The following is a 17,723-nucleotide window of genomic DNA, read 5'->3' on the forward strand; positions in this document are numbered from 1 at the left end:
GATTTCCTCTCCTTTAGGTGTATTCTCGTATTATTACTTTGCATTATTTTCTTCATAGGCATCATAAATCGAACCAAGGCTGGTAAACCAAGCCCCCTTGGAATCCATGTACTGAATCAACTTCTCCAACATTTGAATATTGTGAGCACGTCCAATTGTTTGTGGATGTACCGTTAAAATAAAGCAAGCCCCTTCCTCATAATCGACTGCATAATCAAAGATGGATTTCCATCTTCCGAATACTTCCTCGGTAGAGCGCATTCCTTCTGCACCGCCGATGACATACTCCTGCGTCGGAAAATCATCAAGGAACCAAGAAACCGGAATTTCTATAATTTCACTAGGAGGCCCAAAAATATTTGCCTTGTCAAAATTCACTTCAACCGGACGAGGACGGTACGGGTATAAATCATTGCCCATTAAGCTGCTGTCATAGCTAAATCCGTATTTCTCCAAAATGCTTAACGTGTTTGGGCTATAATCCCATGCCGGAGAGCGATACCCCCTTGGTTTCACCCCGATTCGTTGAAGCGCTTCCAAGCCTTTCCGCATAATGGCTTCCTCTTCTTCAAACGTTAAATTTGTTGGATCTTCATGGACATAGCCATGATGCACCACTTCATGACCCAGCTCTACAATCTCTTTACAAACATCGGTGTGCGTATCAACGGTATGGCCCGGAATACAAAAAGTGGTCGTAATATCGTACTTCTTAAAAAGATTCAACACACGTCTAACTCCAACTTCCGCTCCGAATTCGCCACGAGCTAAGTAGGATGGTGAGGTTTTACCAAAAGTCCCCATCCAAACCGAAGCTGCATCAAAATCGACTCCTATATTCACCGCAACACTTTTTCCTTTAGGAAGTTTAACTTTTCCTGTAATCTGCATAACTGAATCCCTCCATCATTTGAATTACATTCATTGTATTTTGCTAGAATAGGTTTGAAAATTCTACTTTTTTGAGGAAGTGGACTTTTTTAAGTTTTCTGTCTCCACGACAAAATAAAAATCAAGAATGTTAACGACAACATTCTTGATTACGCTGTTCTTACTAATTATCTTTTAGGGATGATCCGTTCGCTTTGTGATTCTCTGAAGCGCTTCGGAGTCAGTCCCGTCTGTTTTTTAAAAACTCGATTAAAATATTTAGAATCATTAAAGCCCACCTTTTCACTAATAATGTAAATCGGCAGATGGGTGTGAGCCAATTCTTCCTGCGCTGTATATACTCGTTTCTCAGTCACATACGATGAAAAATTGACCTTTAACTCTTCTTTAAATATATGGCTTAAGTACGAAGGTGAGACATTTAACTGTTCAGCCACAAGTGAAAGCGAAAGGGATGGGTTCTTATAATGGCCATCAATATATTCTTTGGCAAGCTGACCGATTTTAGACGGCGACTGATCCCACTCGTTCACGATCTGCTCTATAATTGGATAGAGAATATGCACGGTGATGTCTTGTACGTCCTCTTGCGAATGAGCTAATTTGAACTTCTGCAAAAAACGGTAATCCTCCAATGATGTTTGGGCCTTATCTAGATAACGCTCTAGAAAAGCATACAGTTGGAACTGGAGAATGAGTTTTTCTTCTAGAGAGATACAATGCTCTAGTAGTCCTTGGACTAATTGATGCGCCGCGTTTTGATCCCCTTGCTGCAATGTTGCTAATAACTCTTTCTCTTGATCGCTCACAAAATAATATTTCTTCAAAGACCGCATTTTCGCATTTGGGCCATTTCTAAGATTTTGCTGAAGTGAGAGCTGTGCTTCTTGATACGCTACTTTCATTTCTCGTATGTTATGCAAATCACTCCATCCGATAGGTTGAAAATCAGAAAGAATTGTATTCAACATCATATCGGAGGCTTTGTCGTCAGCATAACAAAGCGTATATACAATAGACTGGCCAATTTGGAATGAAAAGCAATCGCGAATCGTTTCGTCAGCATCGAACCTTTCAGTCGGAATCGGTTGAGTTGTAAGGAGAAAACGGAAATATGGGTAAGGTAAATCAAAGTCCGGCTCAACAGTGTCGGAAGGGTTCAACAACTGCTCATACAAAAATTGTGCCATTTGCATGCGGCAATTATCTAAGACGGCTGCTCTTTCCTGCTGAATGACAGTAACTAATTTTGTAACGGTTTCAATTAATTCTTCTGGATCAATCGGCTTTAAAATATAATCGACGACCCCGTATTTAATCGCATCTTTCGCATACGCAAAATCATTATAGCCCGTGAGGATAATAACTTTTGGAGTATTTCGATCCATTCCTTGTAACCTTTCGATAAATTGCAGACCATCCATGATAGGCATTTTGATATCAGTTAAAATAATGTCAGGTTGATGCGTCTCCAATAATTCTAGTCCCTCTGCTCCGTTGCTCGCTGAACCCATATGAGCAATCCCAAGCTTCACCCATGGAAGCATATGTTCAATTCCTTTGCGAATCCACGGCTCGTCTTCTACTATCATCATCTTGATCATAGTTCACCACTTCTTTCAAGAATTCTGTATGAATGGCATTGTGATCCTGATTGCAGTTCCCGGAAGCTCTATCTCTTCAACAAATACTCCATATTCATTTCCAAACGCAAGCTTAATACGGTTATTGACATTAAGAATTCCAACACTCGTTCCCTCTCCAGCCGATCCATTGTTTGGCAGAGAGGCAGCTTTTTCTTGAAGAGACCAGTTTAATCGGTTTCTATCGTCTTCTGCAATCCCGCTTCCATTATCATACACGCGCAAAACGATATGTTCGTCCTCCCGATAGGCTTGTATGTGGATAATGCCGCCACCAGTCACATCTTTGAAAGCGTGTTCAAAACAATTTTCTATGATTGGCTGAAGTACAAACTTGATGACTCTACAATCGAGCACTTCTTCTGACACATCAATTTCTTTTTCAATCAATTCATCAAATCGAATCAGTTGCACTGTCAAATAATTCTCCACATGCTCAATTTCCTCGCGTAACATGACATAATTCCCATCACTTACGGTGTTGTAACGAAACATTTTGGATAAAGATCGACTGATTTCAGAAATTAGCGGAACCCGATGAATGATTGCGATCGAGTTGATGGTTTCCAAGGCATTATGTAAAAAATGAGGATTGATTTGCGCTTGCAAAGCCAGCAGCTTTGCTTCATTAAAATTGACTCGGTTTTCATATGCCATTTTGGAATACCGCTTCACCATTTTATTGAAACTTAACTCAATCTCCCATAATTCGTCCTTGAAAAATACTTTTCGTTCTTCTCCCAGTATCAAGTCTTGTTCTTCCATTTCTTTTAACCTTTTTTTCAAGTCATTCGTAGAACGATAGAGTCGACTTGACACATAATACACCAACAACAATAAAAAAATCGTACTCGTTATTGCGATAGTTGTCATGAAAGTTTTAATGTAAGAAATGTTTCGATAGACTTCTTCCGTGGGTGTTAAGACAATCAAATACCACTCGGTAATGGGGTGGAAGGAAAAACTGAGGAGTCGTTCTACATTTAAATAATCGACTATGTAATAACCGTCCTGCTGTTCATCATCAAAAATTGGGTAGTTTTGAACCTTGGTGACTAGATGCGGATTGGTAGCAAATACAGCGTTCTGCTTCTCATCTAGGATGACCACTTCGCTATGTTCTCCGAATATCGAACTGGCCAAGCCATAGTAAATCATCTTTTCTCGATCCTCCACATCAGTGACGGAAGCATCGGAGTCTCGTAAGAGGTATAGAAAATTATTCGTTTGACGCAATATCTCTTGATTTTTTTCCACAATATCCTGTTGTAGATGATGATTTAATACTTTATACGTAATCGCACTGATCAAAACAATTGGAATCACTGTTAAAACAACATAGAACAAGATGTATTTATATTTTTTGGATAGATACATGACACACCAGCCATATTTTCTAATATAGTTTTTTCTCTGAGTAGTAATTACTATTGTAGGCTATCTCGCTTTAATATTCAATGTATACTGAATATTGAGGAGACATCACTAATTTTCTGTACTTAGGCTAAATAAGTATAGGCATAAAGATTGAGTAACTGGGATTGCTCGTTTCAGATGATGCCTGCTGGTTGCAATAAGTCACCGTGACGGCTCGATAGTCTCAAATACAAAATGCACCTCACACAGGGACTAATTGTGTGAGGTGCTTTCTTGATTATTTGTAAGTACATTTAACCTAATTACTTCACTACAATCTCCCGATTGAACAACGCATAATTCCCTTGCATGTCCTGCACTGGAGATACAGTATCTTGGACCAGCCTGACCTTTAAGCCATACACGTAATTGGAATGCAGATTCACATTGACATAATTGCTCAAATCACGGTTATAGGAAGAGGAATCCACCAATTCCAGCGTCAAATCCCCATTATCATATCGACCATTTCCGTTCGTGTCCAGATAAATTACGTCATTTGTTCTTCCATTCAGCCAAACATTGTCTGCCACGGAAGCTCGGATATTTGCCACAAAAGCGTTCGCTTCTGTGTTGGAGGAGGCAACCGCGACGGAACTTGTGTGTACCACTTGCCCATTCAACGTAATTTCAAAATCATACGGATCCAATGGCTGGACCGCTTTATTGAAACCGAGCAGAAGTGAAGTGCCATTCGATGCGATGGCAGCATGGTTGAGTTCCGGTTGGATTCCGCTGACAAATGTCACATCGCCGTACCCCGGTGACGCAATGGTGTTTCCGGCATTATCGCGAATATTATTGACTGTCATCGTCGCCGTTTTAGTTGTCGGAATTCCCGCGGATGGCACATGGACCGTGACGACAACCGATGTAGCCCGGTCGGCGGATCCTGTGATGGCGGTGGTGACATAGGAACCGTTCGGTAATGCTTTGCCATCCCATGTATAATTATTGATGTCCTGAACCGTCGCCAAATTCACTCCACTGTCGGCGTCGATGGCCGTATAAGTTGCCGTTTGTTCGGCACCCGGAGCGTTTCCAGGTCTTGCCGAAACATTGGTGACCGGACTCACGACTGGCCGGGTATTATCATAAGTGGCTGTATTTTCCACCAAGAATGTCTGGGCCGCAATTGCGTTGGAATTCGGGATGCTCGCTTTATCAACGACCGTATTCGCCGGAAGCCGTAATTGATACGTACCATTTGGCAAGGAATGATGGATGGTCAAGGTACGGTTGGCAATGACCGCATTTTGCGAGCGGTTATAGTTCAGGGTGATCGGTGTAGCGACTCCAGTCCTCTGATCAATAACTGTCACGGCATTGTTTCCACCGGCCGCAATATCTTTCGTAAAGTTTGCGATAATCTTGCCGTCTTTATATTCAACCATAGTGAATGCAGGTGGCATTGTATCCTTTTCAAGCGTTACGTTCGTTGAATACAAGGCTGCACTATTTCCGACTGTATCCTTAACGTCCGCATCAACAAATAGAATGGCATGATACGAACTGCCGTAAGTTAGAACGGGACCTGTCAACACAACGGTTTTAGCATCCTTTCCGGCTGTAGCGACCAGATTCGTCACCGTTCCATTCGAATGGACGAGACGGGCTTTCCCTTGGAATGAAGCGATGTTCATCGCTTTATCGTATATCAGCTCCAACTGATTTTCCCCGACCACCTTTAGGTCGGTTACAGTCGGCGCCACGGTATCCGTTTCAATCGTCACGGAAGTTTCCACCGGATTCGGGGAGACGAAGTTCTGATTATAGTCTTTGACATTCAACAACTTGATCTTGGCCGTCGTGCCTGCCGGAACCGCTTTCCCCGACGTAACCTGTAAAAGATTCGGATTTTGAGGATCATTGGCCACCGTCGCAGCGGTATCATTGACATGCGCAATTACACCAGATGCACTGACCGGCTCATCAAATAAGATTGCAAACGAATTTGTCGAGGTTTTCGCTGTAGCGGATCCGGAAACGAGTTTAGGAGCCACATCATCTTTTGCTTTAACAATCGTCGTGTATTCTTCGAACTTCCCGCCAGATACGGCTTGTACTGCGTCTGTCGATTTGAAAGCATATTCGCCATCAAAAATCCAATTTGCTGTGATGGTCAATGTCTTGCCATCTTCCGATAGGGAACCAGTAAGCTGTCCAGGGTTCACTGTCGCACCGGTCACCATAGTGAATACAAGATTTCGAACCGTATTGGAGGAATCCAAAACCGTTGATTTCACGACAGGTGTGGAAAACTTCACTTCCACTTGCTTAGCGTTAATAGCTTTGACATCCGTTACGAAACGATCATCTGTGCTAAATTCAAATGTGATCGAAAGCGTTTTTTCAATTTTTGCTTCCCCTTTTGTCAAGGTCACCAAATAAGTGCCCGCAGTTTTCCCTTCCGATACTTCAGCAGCAACCCCTTTTTCGGTAATCAAGGAAGAAGCATATTGTCGAACAGCCGCCAATTTGGTTTCATCCGTAGCGAAAGATCCCTTTGAAACATTTACGGAACCGTCCTTCAATTGTCCGGCTGCCGCTTCGACCGCGACTTGATCTTCATCCACTTTCGGTGTCAAGAACGCTTCACTACGGAAGACAAAAGAAGCCATCTGTCCGCGTGTGACAAGCGCATTCGGCGAGAATGTCGTCGGTGTCGTCCCCGTTGTGATTTCATTAGCATACAGCGCCCGGACAAATTCCATATGCCATTGCTTATTATTGATATCTTTAAATGGAAGAGAAGTCGTTTTTGGATCGTCCAATTCAAATCCAAGCACAATGATCTTCGCCATTTGCGCACGCGTTAGACTAGCAGCCGGGCGGAATGTATTGTCCTCATATCCCGAAATGATGCCCGCTTCCACAAGTGCGGCAATATAGCCGTAGTAAGGGCTCGTTTTCCGAACATCGGTGAACCCAGGATCCTTGACATTCACCGTATCCAACTCCAACACTAACGCCAACAATTTGGCAGCATCCTGACGGGTGATGTTCTGGCCTGGCTTGAACGTCCCATCCGGATATCCGCTCATCATCTCAGCCGCTGTGTATTTCATCACCGCTTCATAAAAATGGTGACTTGGAATGTCCCGCACATCGGTAAATGTCGGACTTTCCGCCTTCGTATGTACAGGTGCAACCGTAACGACCGCAGCGGCCGCAGTTGCCAACGTCGCCTTGAACACTTTTGGATAGCTTCCTTTTCTCATCATTATGACCCCCTGTAGTTTCATAATCGTACTTCCATTAATACCCCACTCAAATGCGTCCACCTATTCTTCTATCCCTCATGGACTGCGGGACTGACTCTATTAATAGAATACTATAAATGTAGATGGATTGGAATTTTTGGGTAATGTCTAACGTACCCGACGCACTTCCCTGGTCCCAAGATAAAATATAGAGCAGAAAAAAGCCTATGATTGCTTCCTCAATCATAGGCCTCTATACAAATTCTTCGGTATGTTAATACACAGCAGGTTTTCGGTTTTTCAAACAAGGTAATTGCTGTCTTAGTCTCTTGATATAGTCTTGTTGCACTTCCGCAACGATAAACCCTTCCATATCAGATGCCCGTGCAATCACCATCCCCCACGGATCGATAATCATGGAACTACCAAACGTAGGATTTCCTTCATACGATCCGATTTGTCCAGGAGCTATGACATAGCACTGATTTTCAATAGCTCTTGCCTTTAAAAGCGTTTCCCAATGGTGAATTCCCGTGCTTTGATTAAATGCGGCCGGAATCGTTATAATTTCCGCCCCTTGGAGCATTAACTTTCTGTAAAGTTCAGGGAACCGGACATCATAGCAAATACTTAAACCAATGTTACCAATAGGAGTTTCTGCCATGACAACTTCTTCGCCGCCTTGGATTAAGTCAGACTCCTTATAAGTAGCCACGCCTTCCACGTCAATATCAAATAGGTGGATTTTACGATACTTTGCAACAATTTCCCCTTGATCATTGATCAGGACACTAGTATTATAGGCCTTTTCAGAATCCAAGTATTCCAACATACTTCCACAATGGATGAACACCTGGAGTTCCTTTGCTTTCTCCATCAACAACTGAGTGGACGGGCCAGGAATAGGCTCCGCAGCTGCAAGCGCTTCCCTTTTACTGCTAATATAATTGGCATACTCAGGTAAAACGATAAGTTTAGCCCCAGCTTCTGCCGCTTGTTCAATGTAATGAATTGCTTTCTCTAAGTTTTCTTGTTTATTTTGATTCGAATTTAATTGAATGGCTGACACTAACATGTAAGAAGCCCCCTATGTCAATTTATTTTGAGTTCCCTAGAGCCTTCATTTCTTCATACAACTCCGCACCGAAAATTTCTGTAGCAAGTTTAGCTGTTGTTTCTTCTGATGCTTTTTTAAAACTCTCGATATCAGAATCAACAAACTTCATGCCTGCTTCTTCTAATTTTGTAATATATTCCGCTTCTTGTTCGCTGTAAAGCTTGTCAATTTCCTCTGAAACCTCAGCCCATTTTTCTTCTAACAGACTTTTTTCATCTGCAGAAAGTGAGTCGTATCTTTTCTTGTTCATAATCAATGTACGAACAGGGAAGTTGTGGTACGTTTTATTGATCGTATCTTGTACTTCATAAAAACTGTTATTGTAAATAATTTCATAAGGGTTTTCTTGACCATCTACAACGCCTGTTTGCAATGATGTAAATAATTCACCAAAGGAAATTGGCGTTGGGTTCGCCCCTAGGTCCTTCCATCCTGTCACCACAGCTGGAGTTTCCGGAACACGAATTTTCAATCCTTTTAAATCTTCTGGAGTATTTACTTCTACTCCTTTTGTAGTTAACATTCTTGTGGCAAATGGAACAAACCCTATTACTTTAACTCCCGTCTCTGCTTCAATTAATGCTTTAATCTTTTCAGCCGGCTCGCCTTGAATAACGGCTTTTAAATGATCCGCATCTTCGAATAAATAAGGGATATAAAATGCTCCCGCAACCTCACTTCCGGGAATGGCGCCTTGCAAAGCAATATCAATACTTCCTTGCTTAACCGAGTCAAAGATCTCTGCATCAGAGCCTAATTGACCCGAATGAAAATGCTCAATTGTGATTTTACCATCAGTAGCATTACTGACGTCTTCCGCAAGTTGCATCATCCCAATCGTATAAGGGCTGTTTTGATCGACGACATCCGCAGATCTCATTTTAATCGTATCTTTTGACGCTGAACCGCCGGAAGTCGAATTGGAATCAGAACCGGCATTGGATTGAGAACATCCCGCCAACACACCAATCAAAAGAACAGTCGCAAAAAATTTATGGAAAAGCTTCATAACGTTCACTCCTCGTAATATGCTGTTAGTTATCTAACTATTGTAGTAAAAGAACATTGCACTCTTTCTTTATTTCATTAAGTAGTTAGGCAAGAACATAGAAATGCCTGGAACAAATGTGACAAGCGCTAATACTATTAAAAGGACCAACATAAATGGAGTAGATTCTCGAATGACTGATGTTATTGGAACTTTTGCTATCGATGCCGTGATAAATAAATGCAGGCCAACCGGCGGAGTGACGAGACCTATCATCAGGTTTACAACAATAATCATGGATGCATGGATCGGATCAAGACCTAAATCGGTCAATATCGGTAATAAAACAGGCACTGATAGTAAAATGATCGGAATGGCTTCCAACACCATGCCTAAAATTAAAAGCATGATATTGACTACAATAAGAACGACGAACATATTGTCGCTTAATGAAAACAGCAGGTTATGAACAGTTTGTCCTAAATTGTAATACGTAGCAAGCCAACCAAAAAGTACACCTGCTGCTGAAACGACCATGATCACGCCTGCGGAAACAGAAGCTGCGATCAGCGTTTGGTAAAAACTTTTTAATGTTAAAGTACGGTACACGAATATTGTAATAAACAACGCGTAAAGAACACCTAGTACTGCCGATTCGGTAGGACTCGCAATCCCAAAAATAATACTCCCGATTATGATGATCGGTAACAGTAGAGCCAAAATGGCATTTTTGGTGGCAATCCATTTCTCCCGCATCGTCGATTTTCGTTTAATTTCCATTCCCGCTTTTTTAGCATGGAAATAAATATAAATCATCAATGCAATACCCATTAATAGGCCTGGTACAATACCAGCGATAAACAGCTTACCAACCGAAAGCCCAGCGATAGAACCGATTATAATCATTGGTATACTCGGAGGAAATACAGGCCCAATGGTGGAAGCATTAGCTATGATGGCCGCAGCTCGCTCAGGTTTATAACCCTCTTTTTCCATTGCTGGGATGAGTATACTTCCAGTCGCAGCACAATCGGCAACCGCTGATCCGGACATTCCTGCCATGACCACATTCAGTCCCACTCCTGTTTGGCCTAATCCCCCCGGAACATGTCCCAGAAAAGCTTGTGAAAAATTCACCAATTTATCCGTAATCATTCCTCTATTCATAATCTCTCCAGCTAAAATAAATAGAGGGATTGCGGTAAAACTAAACTTGTCGATTCCGCTGAAAATGTGCTGGGAAATGGTTTGGATAAACAGAGGGAAGTCACTGAACTGACTTAAATAAACGACAATTGCTGCACTGCCTAGCATGACCAGGGAAATATCCATTCCCAAAAGCAATAACACAAAAAGCGAGATAAAAAGAGCAACTAACATTTCATCACCTCTGCATTCCCTTTGGTTTAAACATACTCACTAAATTTTGAGATAGCTTTAAAAAGATAAGAAGGAAACTAATCGGTATGGCCAAGAAAAATATCCCTTTATTCCAACGTAATGCAACCGTTGGAGTACCCCAAATATCTTTCAAAAACAGCATTCCACTATATAACACAATTAATGAAACGATCACGGAAAGAATAGCGATGATGAGATCATTCCACTTTCTTAATGTTTTCGGAAACAGGTCAATTAACATTGTAATTTTAAGCTCGCCGCCTTTATAGTAGGCTAGTGCCCCGCCCAAGAATGAGAAGGCGATCAATACTTGTCTTGCTAACTCTTCCGACCAAGGAAGTGAAAGGGAAGCAGCCCTTGCAAATATTTGAATCGTTACAATGGCAGTCAATATGATGAGTAAAAGGGCGGAGATCCCTTCAAGTGTTTTATTAATCTTCTGCACTGTACCCCCAACTTTCTTCTAAAAATTGGACAATCCTTTCCACAGAGCGATCAACTAGTTGTTTTCCTTTCTCCGGTGTTCCGGCAGTTGCATGGCCGATGGTTCCAGATACACTTAAATCACCGTACTTAGGATACTGAATAATTTCCGGGAACTCATTCGTATAGGTAGGAGCCTCGTCAAGTACTAATGCCATATCACAGTGTTCAGGGTATAGATATTGCAAGATGGAAGTTCCTGCTTCACTTGCATGACCATGAGGGAATTCCGTCTCCACAATACCCTTGTCCAATGTTTGTACAAATCGCCAATAGTCGATTTGAGCACAACGCATCTCTTCATCTCTTTGCAAATCACGGGATAATTGATCGATAACCGGAACATTGCCGACATGATTATTGACAAAGAGGAAGTCTTTGAATCCCCATTTTTTCAAGCTCACAATAATATCCCATAAATAACTTTTAAAACTTTCCGGACGGATCGTAATTGTTCCTGGGAAGTCGTCGAGCATGGAAGAATCTCCAACCTCCATCAAAGGTCCCACAATCGCGCCTGTTTTTTGAGCAACCAACTCTGAGATTTTAACAGCCACCAAAGAATCCGAACCGAGTGGCAAATGTGGGCCATACACTTCAAACGCTCCTGTTGGAATGATTACAAGGTCTGTTTTCTCTTTAGCTTTCACAAAGTTTTTCCAGCTCATATTTTTTAATAATACCGTCATAATAAATCTCTCCTTTAAAATATCGGGACTTTCCCTTTTGTAATATGTTCCTCGAGCAGTTTCGCGCTAATTGATTGAGAATCTTTATTGAGAGCTTCTACAATCCTCATATGGTCCTCAATCAATTCTTTAATAGAATCAATCTGAGATTTTAATAAGTGCTTCGCCGTTCTAACCGTCATAAGTCTTTCTCGACAATTCCTATAATTCCTTAAAAATTGTGAGTTTCCATTCACCTCAAGCAAATATTGGTGAAAGTCCATATCCAATTCATTAAAGAACGAATAATCCTCATTTATAATCGCCAAATGTTGATTTTCAACATTCTTCTTAAGATAGTCGATATGTTCTTCAGTAAACTCCGGTACCTGGCGGATGGAATATGTTTCTATCGCAATCCTCAAATCAAATAACTCATTTTTTTCGATAGGAGTAGGATTCCAAAAATAAATTCCTTGATTGGAGTAGATTTTTAAAAACCCCTCCGTTTCTAATCGATGCAACGCATCGCGAATCGGCGTCCTGCTCATATTTAATAAAGCAACCAAGCTACTCTCTGATGTGAATTCTTCTTCCCCTTCCATGATGATGTCCTTAATTTTTTTATACGCAATGTCTTTCAATGAAGTCTTTGCATTGGATTTTCGGATAGTATCACCTCCCCAATACAGGATGAACACAACTTGTATACAACCTGTATTTATACAATACAAGCGCTATTGAAAATTGTCAATACATTTCGATAAACATTTAATTATAATTTCACACTACGGATACTTTTACTCGCATGCCAAGCATTTATCGCAGTATCATGAAGTCCTTGGAATGGAGCGTAAACACGAAAAAGCCCTGTGGAGAAAAAATCTCCGCAAGGCTTTGACTGTGTATTCAATTGGTACCTCCACAAATCTGAAAAAGAGTAGTGCTAAAATTGCATCGGCAACCAACTAAGCCATCCTTAACGAATCAACAAAACTCCCATCTCCGCCAACAACCATTTCGGCACAACGAATCTCGCTGTCATCAACGGATCGACGATTTGACAAATCTCGGACTGACCTGCAGCGCTCATCAACATCGTCACTTCTTCCAGTGGCATTCCGGACTTTTGGACAATCAGTTCGATCATTTCGGATGTCGCAAGTTTCGCGGCTTCGTCCAAGGTTTCGGCGGAGACGATCTGGGTGAACACTTCGTCGTTTTCGAGCATTGGGTGACGGAGGGACTGTCCTTTAATGACTTCCAAGGTAACGGTTACTTCGCCCGGTACTTCCACGCCCGATACACTTACTTCGCCATCGCCCATTGCGCCGTGCAAATCGCCCAAACCAAACAGCGCACCTTCTGCAAATACCGGGAAGTAGAGAGTGGCGCCCTCTGTCACCATTTTGTTGTCCATATTCCCCCCGTGTGCTCCAGGGGTTCCGCAGTTGACCCCTTCCCCTTCAGGAGCCACGCCGATGACACCAATCATTTTATTCACAGGCAACGCGATATTATTGAAGTGAACTTTGCCGTCTTTGATTGGCAAAATCTTAGATGTCATCTTTTCAATGCTGTGCCCCATCACCCCTAAATCAGGGCCGACCACCATGACGCCTTGGTCACCGATTTCAATCTTCTCGATTTTCACTTTCAAAATGTCCCCTGGCATCGCATCCTTCACGTAAATCGGGCCCGTGGCTGGATTGATCTTATTCCAATCGATAGCCGTCACTTCAGTTTCCGGTGTCTGGATTTGATTCTGAAAACAATCATATGTCTGGATTGTCAATGTCGTGCCGGAATCCACCTCTTGAATCGGCGGGTTATCCTTATTGAATTCATAAATGATTCCTGTTGAGCAACTTACTGTTACCATTTATACTCCCCCTTTAGAAGATAAATAATAAATGCTGTTCATCAATAACACATAATTCGGATTATCCGCCATGGCATGTTCCGTCCCACATGTTCCAAATTCAGCATGCGGGGACAATAAAACCATATGCCCTTTCCCATAAGAAGCTTCCACGATGGCGGGGTATCCTTTTAAATGATGTTCGAACCGTTCCTGCGTCAATGGATTGGACCACTCCATCGCATCTTTTGCAATTTGATTATTTTCCAGTGACCAGGATGGCCGGGAAGTGCCGGATGCCAAGAAGTTCTTGTAGCGTGCAATCACATTGACATTCGAATCATCCAGAAGGGAAAAAGCCGGTCCCTCCCAATAAATGACGTCCATCGTACTCGGCTCACCCAATGCCAGACTCCTGGCAACCGGATGGTCCACGTCTTCAAATTCGATCCGAACAAAGCCGGTTCCTGTTCTCCAATAGTCTAGCCCAAACTCATCCGTCGCTTCAATCATATTCAACCAAACGTCACTTTGGGTTGTACCTCGCTCTGCCGACAGAGGAAAATAACTTCCCGCGCAAGAACCTAAATACATGCCGCCCCGCTGAACAAAATGGCGGATTTCCTCATAGCCTTTCTCGCCCAATCCCTCATAATAAGACTCGCCAGCGTCCGGACCGCCCGGAACGATGAGCAGATCATAGTTTTCCAGCTTTCCGAGCCGGACATCCTCATCCGTCAACCAGTCGACAGGCACCCCGTAAGCATCGAAGTAGAGGCGGAATGGGTCGGAACAGAAAGTGGCACAGTTTTGCCCATCCAGAAACGCGATTTTTTTCGCCAACTTCAAGGGTGCTAAATTATCAGACGGCACTGATTCCGCCCGGTCCATCCGAGCATCTTTCATTTCAACTTCACTAGCCAATAGGAAGGACCCGGGAAAGAATAAATGACCTTCCGGAAACCGTTCAGTGGCGAAGCGTGTCTTCTTTTTGACTTGCTGGACTTCTTTACCTTCCAACAGGATCTGATTCAACTGCTTATAAATGGATGACCGCCTCGGCTGGTACGATTCCTGCCCAAGCCGGGTCATCGGTATCACTTGATACAATGGATATTCCCCCCTTACGCTGTGACGGTGCCAGGCACTCAAACAATTCAGAATCGTTTGAGTGCCTGGCACCCTAATACAAATGGCATGCAACAAAATGGCCGGGATTCACTTCTTTCAACGACGGGTTCTGTTCTTGGCAAACCGCCATGGCGGAAGGGCATCGGCCGGCAAATCGGCAACCGGCCGGTAAGTCGATCGGACTCGGCAAATCCCCTTCTATTACTTCATACTCCTTTTTGACGGTCGGATCGGGAACCGGGATGGCCGCCATTAACGCCAATGTATATGGATGCAATGTGTTTTGATATAAGTTATCCACATCCGCCATCTCCACGATTTGCCCTAAATACATGACGCCTACCCGATCGCTTATATGCTCAACCACGCTTAAATCATGGGCAACGAACAGAATCGTCAATGACAATTCCTCTTTTAATGTCACGAGCAAGTTCAATATTTGCGCTTGAACAGAGACATCCAGTGCTGAAACCGGCTCATCCGCCATGATGAACTGGGGCTCCACTAAAAGGGCACGTGCAATGACGATTCGCTGCAGTTGCCCACCGCTGAATTCATGCGGATGGCGATCCAATGCGTCAGCCGGCAATCCGACGAGCGTCAGGATCTCCTCCATCCGCTCCTGTTCTTTCCCTTTCGCCAAACGGTGCACTTTCAGTATCTCAGAAAAAGTTTGCCGGATGGTCATCCTCGGATTCAACGAGGAATGCGGATTTTGGAACACCATCTGCATTTGCCGCCTTAACTCCTTCAATCGATCCGGACCCGAGTTCGTAATCTCCTCCCCATTAAAGTGGATCGTGCCAGTACTTGGATCGACGATTCTCGTAATACAGCGCCCCAAAGTCGATTTCCCGCATCCGCTCTCCCCGACCAGCCCGAAGATTTCCCCTTCTTTGATTTCAAATGAAACCCCGTCCACTGCTTTGAGCGTTTGTGTATGCTTCCCAAGCAGATTGCGCTTTCCCGTCGGAAAATGCTTATTTAAGTTTTCCACTTTCAAGACGACCTGGCTCATGCGTATTGCCTCCCTTGCTGGAAGATCGACTCCACATGATGACAAGCTACGCTATGTTTCTCTTCCACTTCCCGAAGTTCCGGCGACTCTTCCAGGCATAGATCAGTTTTGTATGCGCATCGTTCCGCAAACGGGCAGCCTTTCAGTTCCCCATGCAGGTCGGGTGGCGCACCCTCAATCGGACTTAGCATTTTTGTCTTGCTGCCTAGTTTCGGGATAGACGCAATCAGACCGAGTGTATACGGATGCATCGGTGCTTGGAAAATCGTTTCGACATCTCCGCTCTCCACGATTTCGCCCGCGTACATGACGGATACCCGATCGCATATTTCCGCAACAACACCCAAATCATGCGTGATCATGAGGATACCCATATCAAACTCTCCTTGCAGACGTTTGAGGAGCCGCAATATTTGCGCCTGGATTGTGACGTCCAATGCGGTCGTCGGCTCGTCGGCTATGAGAAGTTTCGGATTGCAGGCAAGAGCGATTGCAATCATAACCCGTTGCAGCATTCCGCCGCTGAACTCATGGGGAAATTGGCTGTAGCGCTTTTCCGCTGCCGGAATGCCAATCTGCTCCATCAATCGGATTGTCGCTTCTTTTGCAGCCTTCTTGTTCATCTTCTTATGATAACGATACACTTCGGCAATCTGCTCTCCAACCGAGTAGAGCGGATTCAAGGATGACATCGGATCCTGAAAGATCATGGACACACTGTTCCCGCGTATCGACTGCATTGCCTTCTCCTTTTTCAAAAGAAGATTCTCGCCTTCCAGCAAGATTTCACCAGAAATCTGTCCTTTCGATCTGTCGATGAGGCGCATGATCGATTTGGCGGTCACGCTTTTTCCACTACCACTTTCCCCGACGAGTCCCATGATCTCGCCAACATCAATCGAGAAATTCACAAATCGGACAGCGTGTGCAATTCCGCGCTCTGTCTTGAACTTCGTTGATAAATTATGGACTGTCAGTAAATTATTCATCGCTATCCCCCTATGATCAAACCTTTATACTTTCCGCTGTTTCGGATCAAAATGCTGCTGTAGACCGTCGCCAAAAAGGTTGAAGGATATGACTGTGATCATGATGGCGAAACCAGAAAATATCGCTGTATTGGATGAAATCAATAAATACTCGCGCCCTTCTTCCAACATGGCACCCCAGTCGGCAGTCGGCGGCTGGACACCCAAACCGAGGAAGCTCAACGCAGCAAGGTCCAAAATGGCATAAGCCAAGTCAATGGTCGCCTGCACGACAATCGGAGAAATACAGTTCGGCAAGATATGCCGGAACATGATCCGACTATTGGAAAATCCAAGATTCCGCGCCGCCTCCACGTAGGTCTGCTCCCTCTCGACCAATGTGACAGACCGCACCAACCGCGCAATCATCGGTATGTACACGATTCCTAGGGCAATGACAGCATTCTCCAAACCTTTCCCAAAGACCGCAACAATGATAAATGCGAGCAATAAAGCTGGAAATGCAAGAATGACGTCAAATGTCCGAGTGATGAGGCTGTCGATCCTGCCTCCATAATAGCCGGCAATCAAACCCAACGGCACACCGATCAGCGTGGCGATCCCGACCACTCCAAGCGCTCCTAAAAGCGTTGTCCTTGCTCCATATAGAATTCTGCTGAAGATGTCTCGCCCCTGTTGGTCCGTACCAAAGAAATGCTCTTTGGACGCCGGCTCGAGGGACATCAACAAGTCCTGTTCATTCGGATCATACGGCGCAATCGCCGGCGCGAAGATAGCGGCCAGGACGATGAGCAAAATAACAAATCCCGCTGCAACCGCAAGATAATTTTTAAAAAATGATGATTGCAAAAGACCCTTTCTTCTCGTCCGGATCATCGGTTTCCTTCCCACTACACCGGTTTGGCTCATGCTGA

At 43.7% G+C, this 17,723-nt stretch carries 15 protein-coding genes; all 15 read right to left on the reverse strand.

Going from position 1 to position 17,723, the window contains the following annotated elements; genetic code table 11:
* Window positions 1–33: 33 nt before the first annotated feature.
* The 15 genes from MKY41_RS10235 to MKY41_RS10305 all read right to left on the reverse strand — a co-directional run bounded on the left by MKY41_RS10235 (window position 34) and on the right by MKY41_RS10305 (window position 17,718).
* Window positions 34–891, reverse strand: a complete 858-nt coding sequence (locus MKY41_RS10235) for a polysaccharide deacetylase family protein (protein ID WP_340744910.1) — start codon at window positions 889–891, stop codon at window positions 34–36.
* Window positions 892–1,058: 167 nt separating this feature from the next.
* Window positions 1,059–2,495 (reverse strand): response regulator transcription factor, encoded by a 1,437-nt coding sequence (locus MKY41_RS10240; RefSeq protein WP_340744911.1) that lies wholly within the window; start codon window positions 2,493–2,495, stop codon window positions 1,059–1,061.
* 15 nt (window positions 2,496–2,510) lie between these two features.
* Window positions 2,511–3,911, reverse strand: coding sequence for a sensor histidine kinase (locus MKY41_RS10245; RefSeq protein WP_340744912.1), 1,401 nt, complete (start codon window positions 3,909–3,911; stop codon window positions 2,511–2,513).
* A 302-nt stretch (window positions 3,912–4,213) separates the two neighbouring features.
* Complete coding sequence (locus MKY41_RS10250; RefSeq protein WP_340744913.1) at window positions 4,214–7,171, reverse strand: S-layer homology domain-containing protein; 2,958 nt, start codon at window positions 7,169–7,171, stop codon at window positions 4,214–4,216.
* 256 nt (window positions 7,172–7,427) lie between these two features.
* Window positions 7,428–8,228, reverse strand: a complete 801-nt coding sequence (locus MKY41_RS10255; RefSeq protein WP_340744914.1) for a carbon-nitrogen hydrolase family protein — start codon at window positions 8,226–8,228, stop codon at window positions 7,428–7,430.
* A gap of 22 nt (window positions 8,229–8,250) precedes the next feature.
* Window positions 8,251–9,279, reverse strand: coding sequence for a TRAP transporter substrate-binding protein (locus MKY41_RS10260; RefSeq protein WP_340744915.1), 1,029 nt, complete (start codon window positions 9,277–9,279; stop codon window positions 8,251–8,253).
* Window positions 9,280–9,348: 69 nt separating this feature from the next.
* Window positions 9,349–10,638 carry a TRAP transporter large permease gene (locus MKY41_RS10265; RefSeq protein ID WP_340744916.1) on the reverse strand — a complete coding sequence of 430 codons (1,290 nt, stop codon included), beginning with the start codon at window positions 10,636–10,638 and terminating at the stop codon, window positions 9,349–9,351.
* 4 nt (window positions 10,639–10,642) lie between these two features.
* The gene (locus MKY41_RS10270; RefSeq protein WP_340744917.1) at window positions 10,643–11,104 is read right to left on the reverse strand and encodes a TRAP transporter small permease; all 462 of its coding nucleotides are present in this window, start codon (window positions 11,102–11,104) and stop codon (window positions 10,643–10,645) included.
* Entirely contained in the window at window positions 11,091–11,831 is a 741-nt protein-coding gene (locus MKY41_RS10275; RefSeq protein WP_340744918.1) for a creatininase family protein, read from the reverse strand. Before MKY41_RS10275 ends, MKY41_RS10270 begins: the two co-directional genes overlap by 14 nt.
* Window positions 11,832–11,845: 14 nt before the next feature.
* Window positions 11,846–12,511 carry a GntR family transcriptional regulator gene (locus tag MKY41_RS10280; protein ID WP_340744919.1) on the reverse strand — a complete coding sequence of 222 codons (666 nt, stop codon included), beginning with the start codon at window positions 12,509–12,511 and terminating at the stop codon, window positions 11,846–11,848.
* A gap of 278 nt (window positions 12,512–12,789) precedes the next feature.
* Window positions 12,790–13,692 (reverse strand): acetamidase/formamidase family protein, encoded by a 903-nt coding sequence (locus MKY41_RS10285; protein ID WP_340744920.1) that lies wholly within the window; start codon window positions 13,690–13,692, stop codon window positions 12,790–12,792.
* Window positions 13,693–14,772 carry a BPL-N domain-containing protein gene (locus MKY41_RS10290; RefSeq protein WP_340745680.1) on the reverse strand — a complete coding sequence of 360 codons (1,080 nt, stop codon included), beginning with the start codon at window positions 14,770–14,772 and terminating at the stop codon, window positions 13,693–13,695. It abuts the gene before it with no gap.
* A gap of 82 nt (window positions 14,773–14,854) precedes the next feature.
* A complete protein-coding gene (locus MKY41_RS10295; RefSeq protein WP_340744921.1) occupies window positions 14,855–15,820 on the reverse strand; it encodes an ABC transporter ATP-binding protein in 966 nt (321 codons plus the stop codon).
* The gene (locus MKY41_RS10300; protein WP_340744922.1) at window positions 15,817–16,809 is read right to left on the reverse strand and encodes an ABC transporter ATP-binding protein; all 993 of its coding nucleotides are present in this window, start codon (window positions 16,807–16,809) and stop codon (window positions 15,817–15,819) included. The genes MKY41_RS10295 and MKY41_RS10300 overlap by 4 nt, the downstream gene beginning before the upstream one ends.
* A gap of 24 nt (window positions 16,810–16,833) precedes the next feature.
* A complete protein-coding gene (locus tag MKY41_RS10305) occupies window positions 16,834–17,718 on the reverse strand; it encodes an ABC transporter permease (RefSeq protein WP_340744923.1) in 885 nt (294 codons plus the stop codon).
* Window positions 17,719–17,723 lie beyond the last annotated feature (5 nt).

The organism is Sporosarcina sp. FSL W7-1349 (assembly GCF_038003045.1).
Lineage (GTDB): Bacteria > Bacillota > Bacilli > Bacillales_A > Planococcaceae > Sporosarcina.

Coding starts and splice junctions, on each gene's coding strand:
- MKY41_RS10235 (WP_340744910.1), bottom strand. CDS start 891: ATGCAGATTACAGGAAAAGTTAAACTTCCTAAAGGAAAAAGTGTTGCG.
- MKY41_RS10240 (WP_340744911.1), bottom strand. CDS start 2,495: ATGATCAAGATGATGATAGTAGAAGACGAGCCGTGGATTCGCAAAGGA.
- MKY41_RS10245 (WP_340744912.1), bottom strand. CDS start 3,911: ATGTATCTATCCAAAAAATATAAATACATCTTGTTCTATGTTGTTTTA.
- MKY41_RS10250 (WP_340744913.1), bottom strand. CDS start 7,171: ATGAGAAAAGGAAGCTATCCAAAAGTGTTCAAGGCGACGTTGGCAACT.
- MKY41_RS10255 (WP_340744914.1), bottom strand. CDS start 8,228: ATGTTAGTGTCAGCCATTCAATTAAATTCGAATCAAAATAAACAAGAA.
- MKY41_RS10260 (WP_340744915.1), bottom strand. CDS start 9,279: ATGAAGCTTTTCCATAAATTTTTTGCGACTGTTCTTTTGATTGGTGTG.
- MKY41_RS10265 (WP_340744916.1), bottom strand. CDS start 10,638: ATGTTAGTTGCTCTTTTTATCTCGCTTTTTGTGTTATTGCTTTTGGGA.
- MKY41_RS10275 (WP_340744918.1), bottom strand. CDS start 11,831: ATGACGGTATTATTAAAAAATATGAGCTGGAAAAACTTTGTGAAAGCT.
- MKY41_RS10285 (WP_340744920.1), bottom strand. CDS start 13,692: ATGGTAACAGTAAGTTGCTCAACAGGAATCATTTATGAATTCAATAAG.
- MKY41_RS10295 (WP_340744921.1), bottom strand. CDS start 15,820: ATGAGCCAGGTCGTCTTGAAAGTGGAAAACTTAAATAAGCATTTTCCG.
- MKY41_RS10300 (WP_340744922.1), bottom strand. CDS start 16,809: ATGAATAATTTACTGACAGTCCATAATTTATCAACGAAGTTCAAGACA.
- MKY41_RS10305 (WP_340744923.1), bottom strand. CDS start 17,718: ATGAGCCAAACCGGTGTAGTGGGAAGGAAACCGATGATCCGGACGAGA.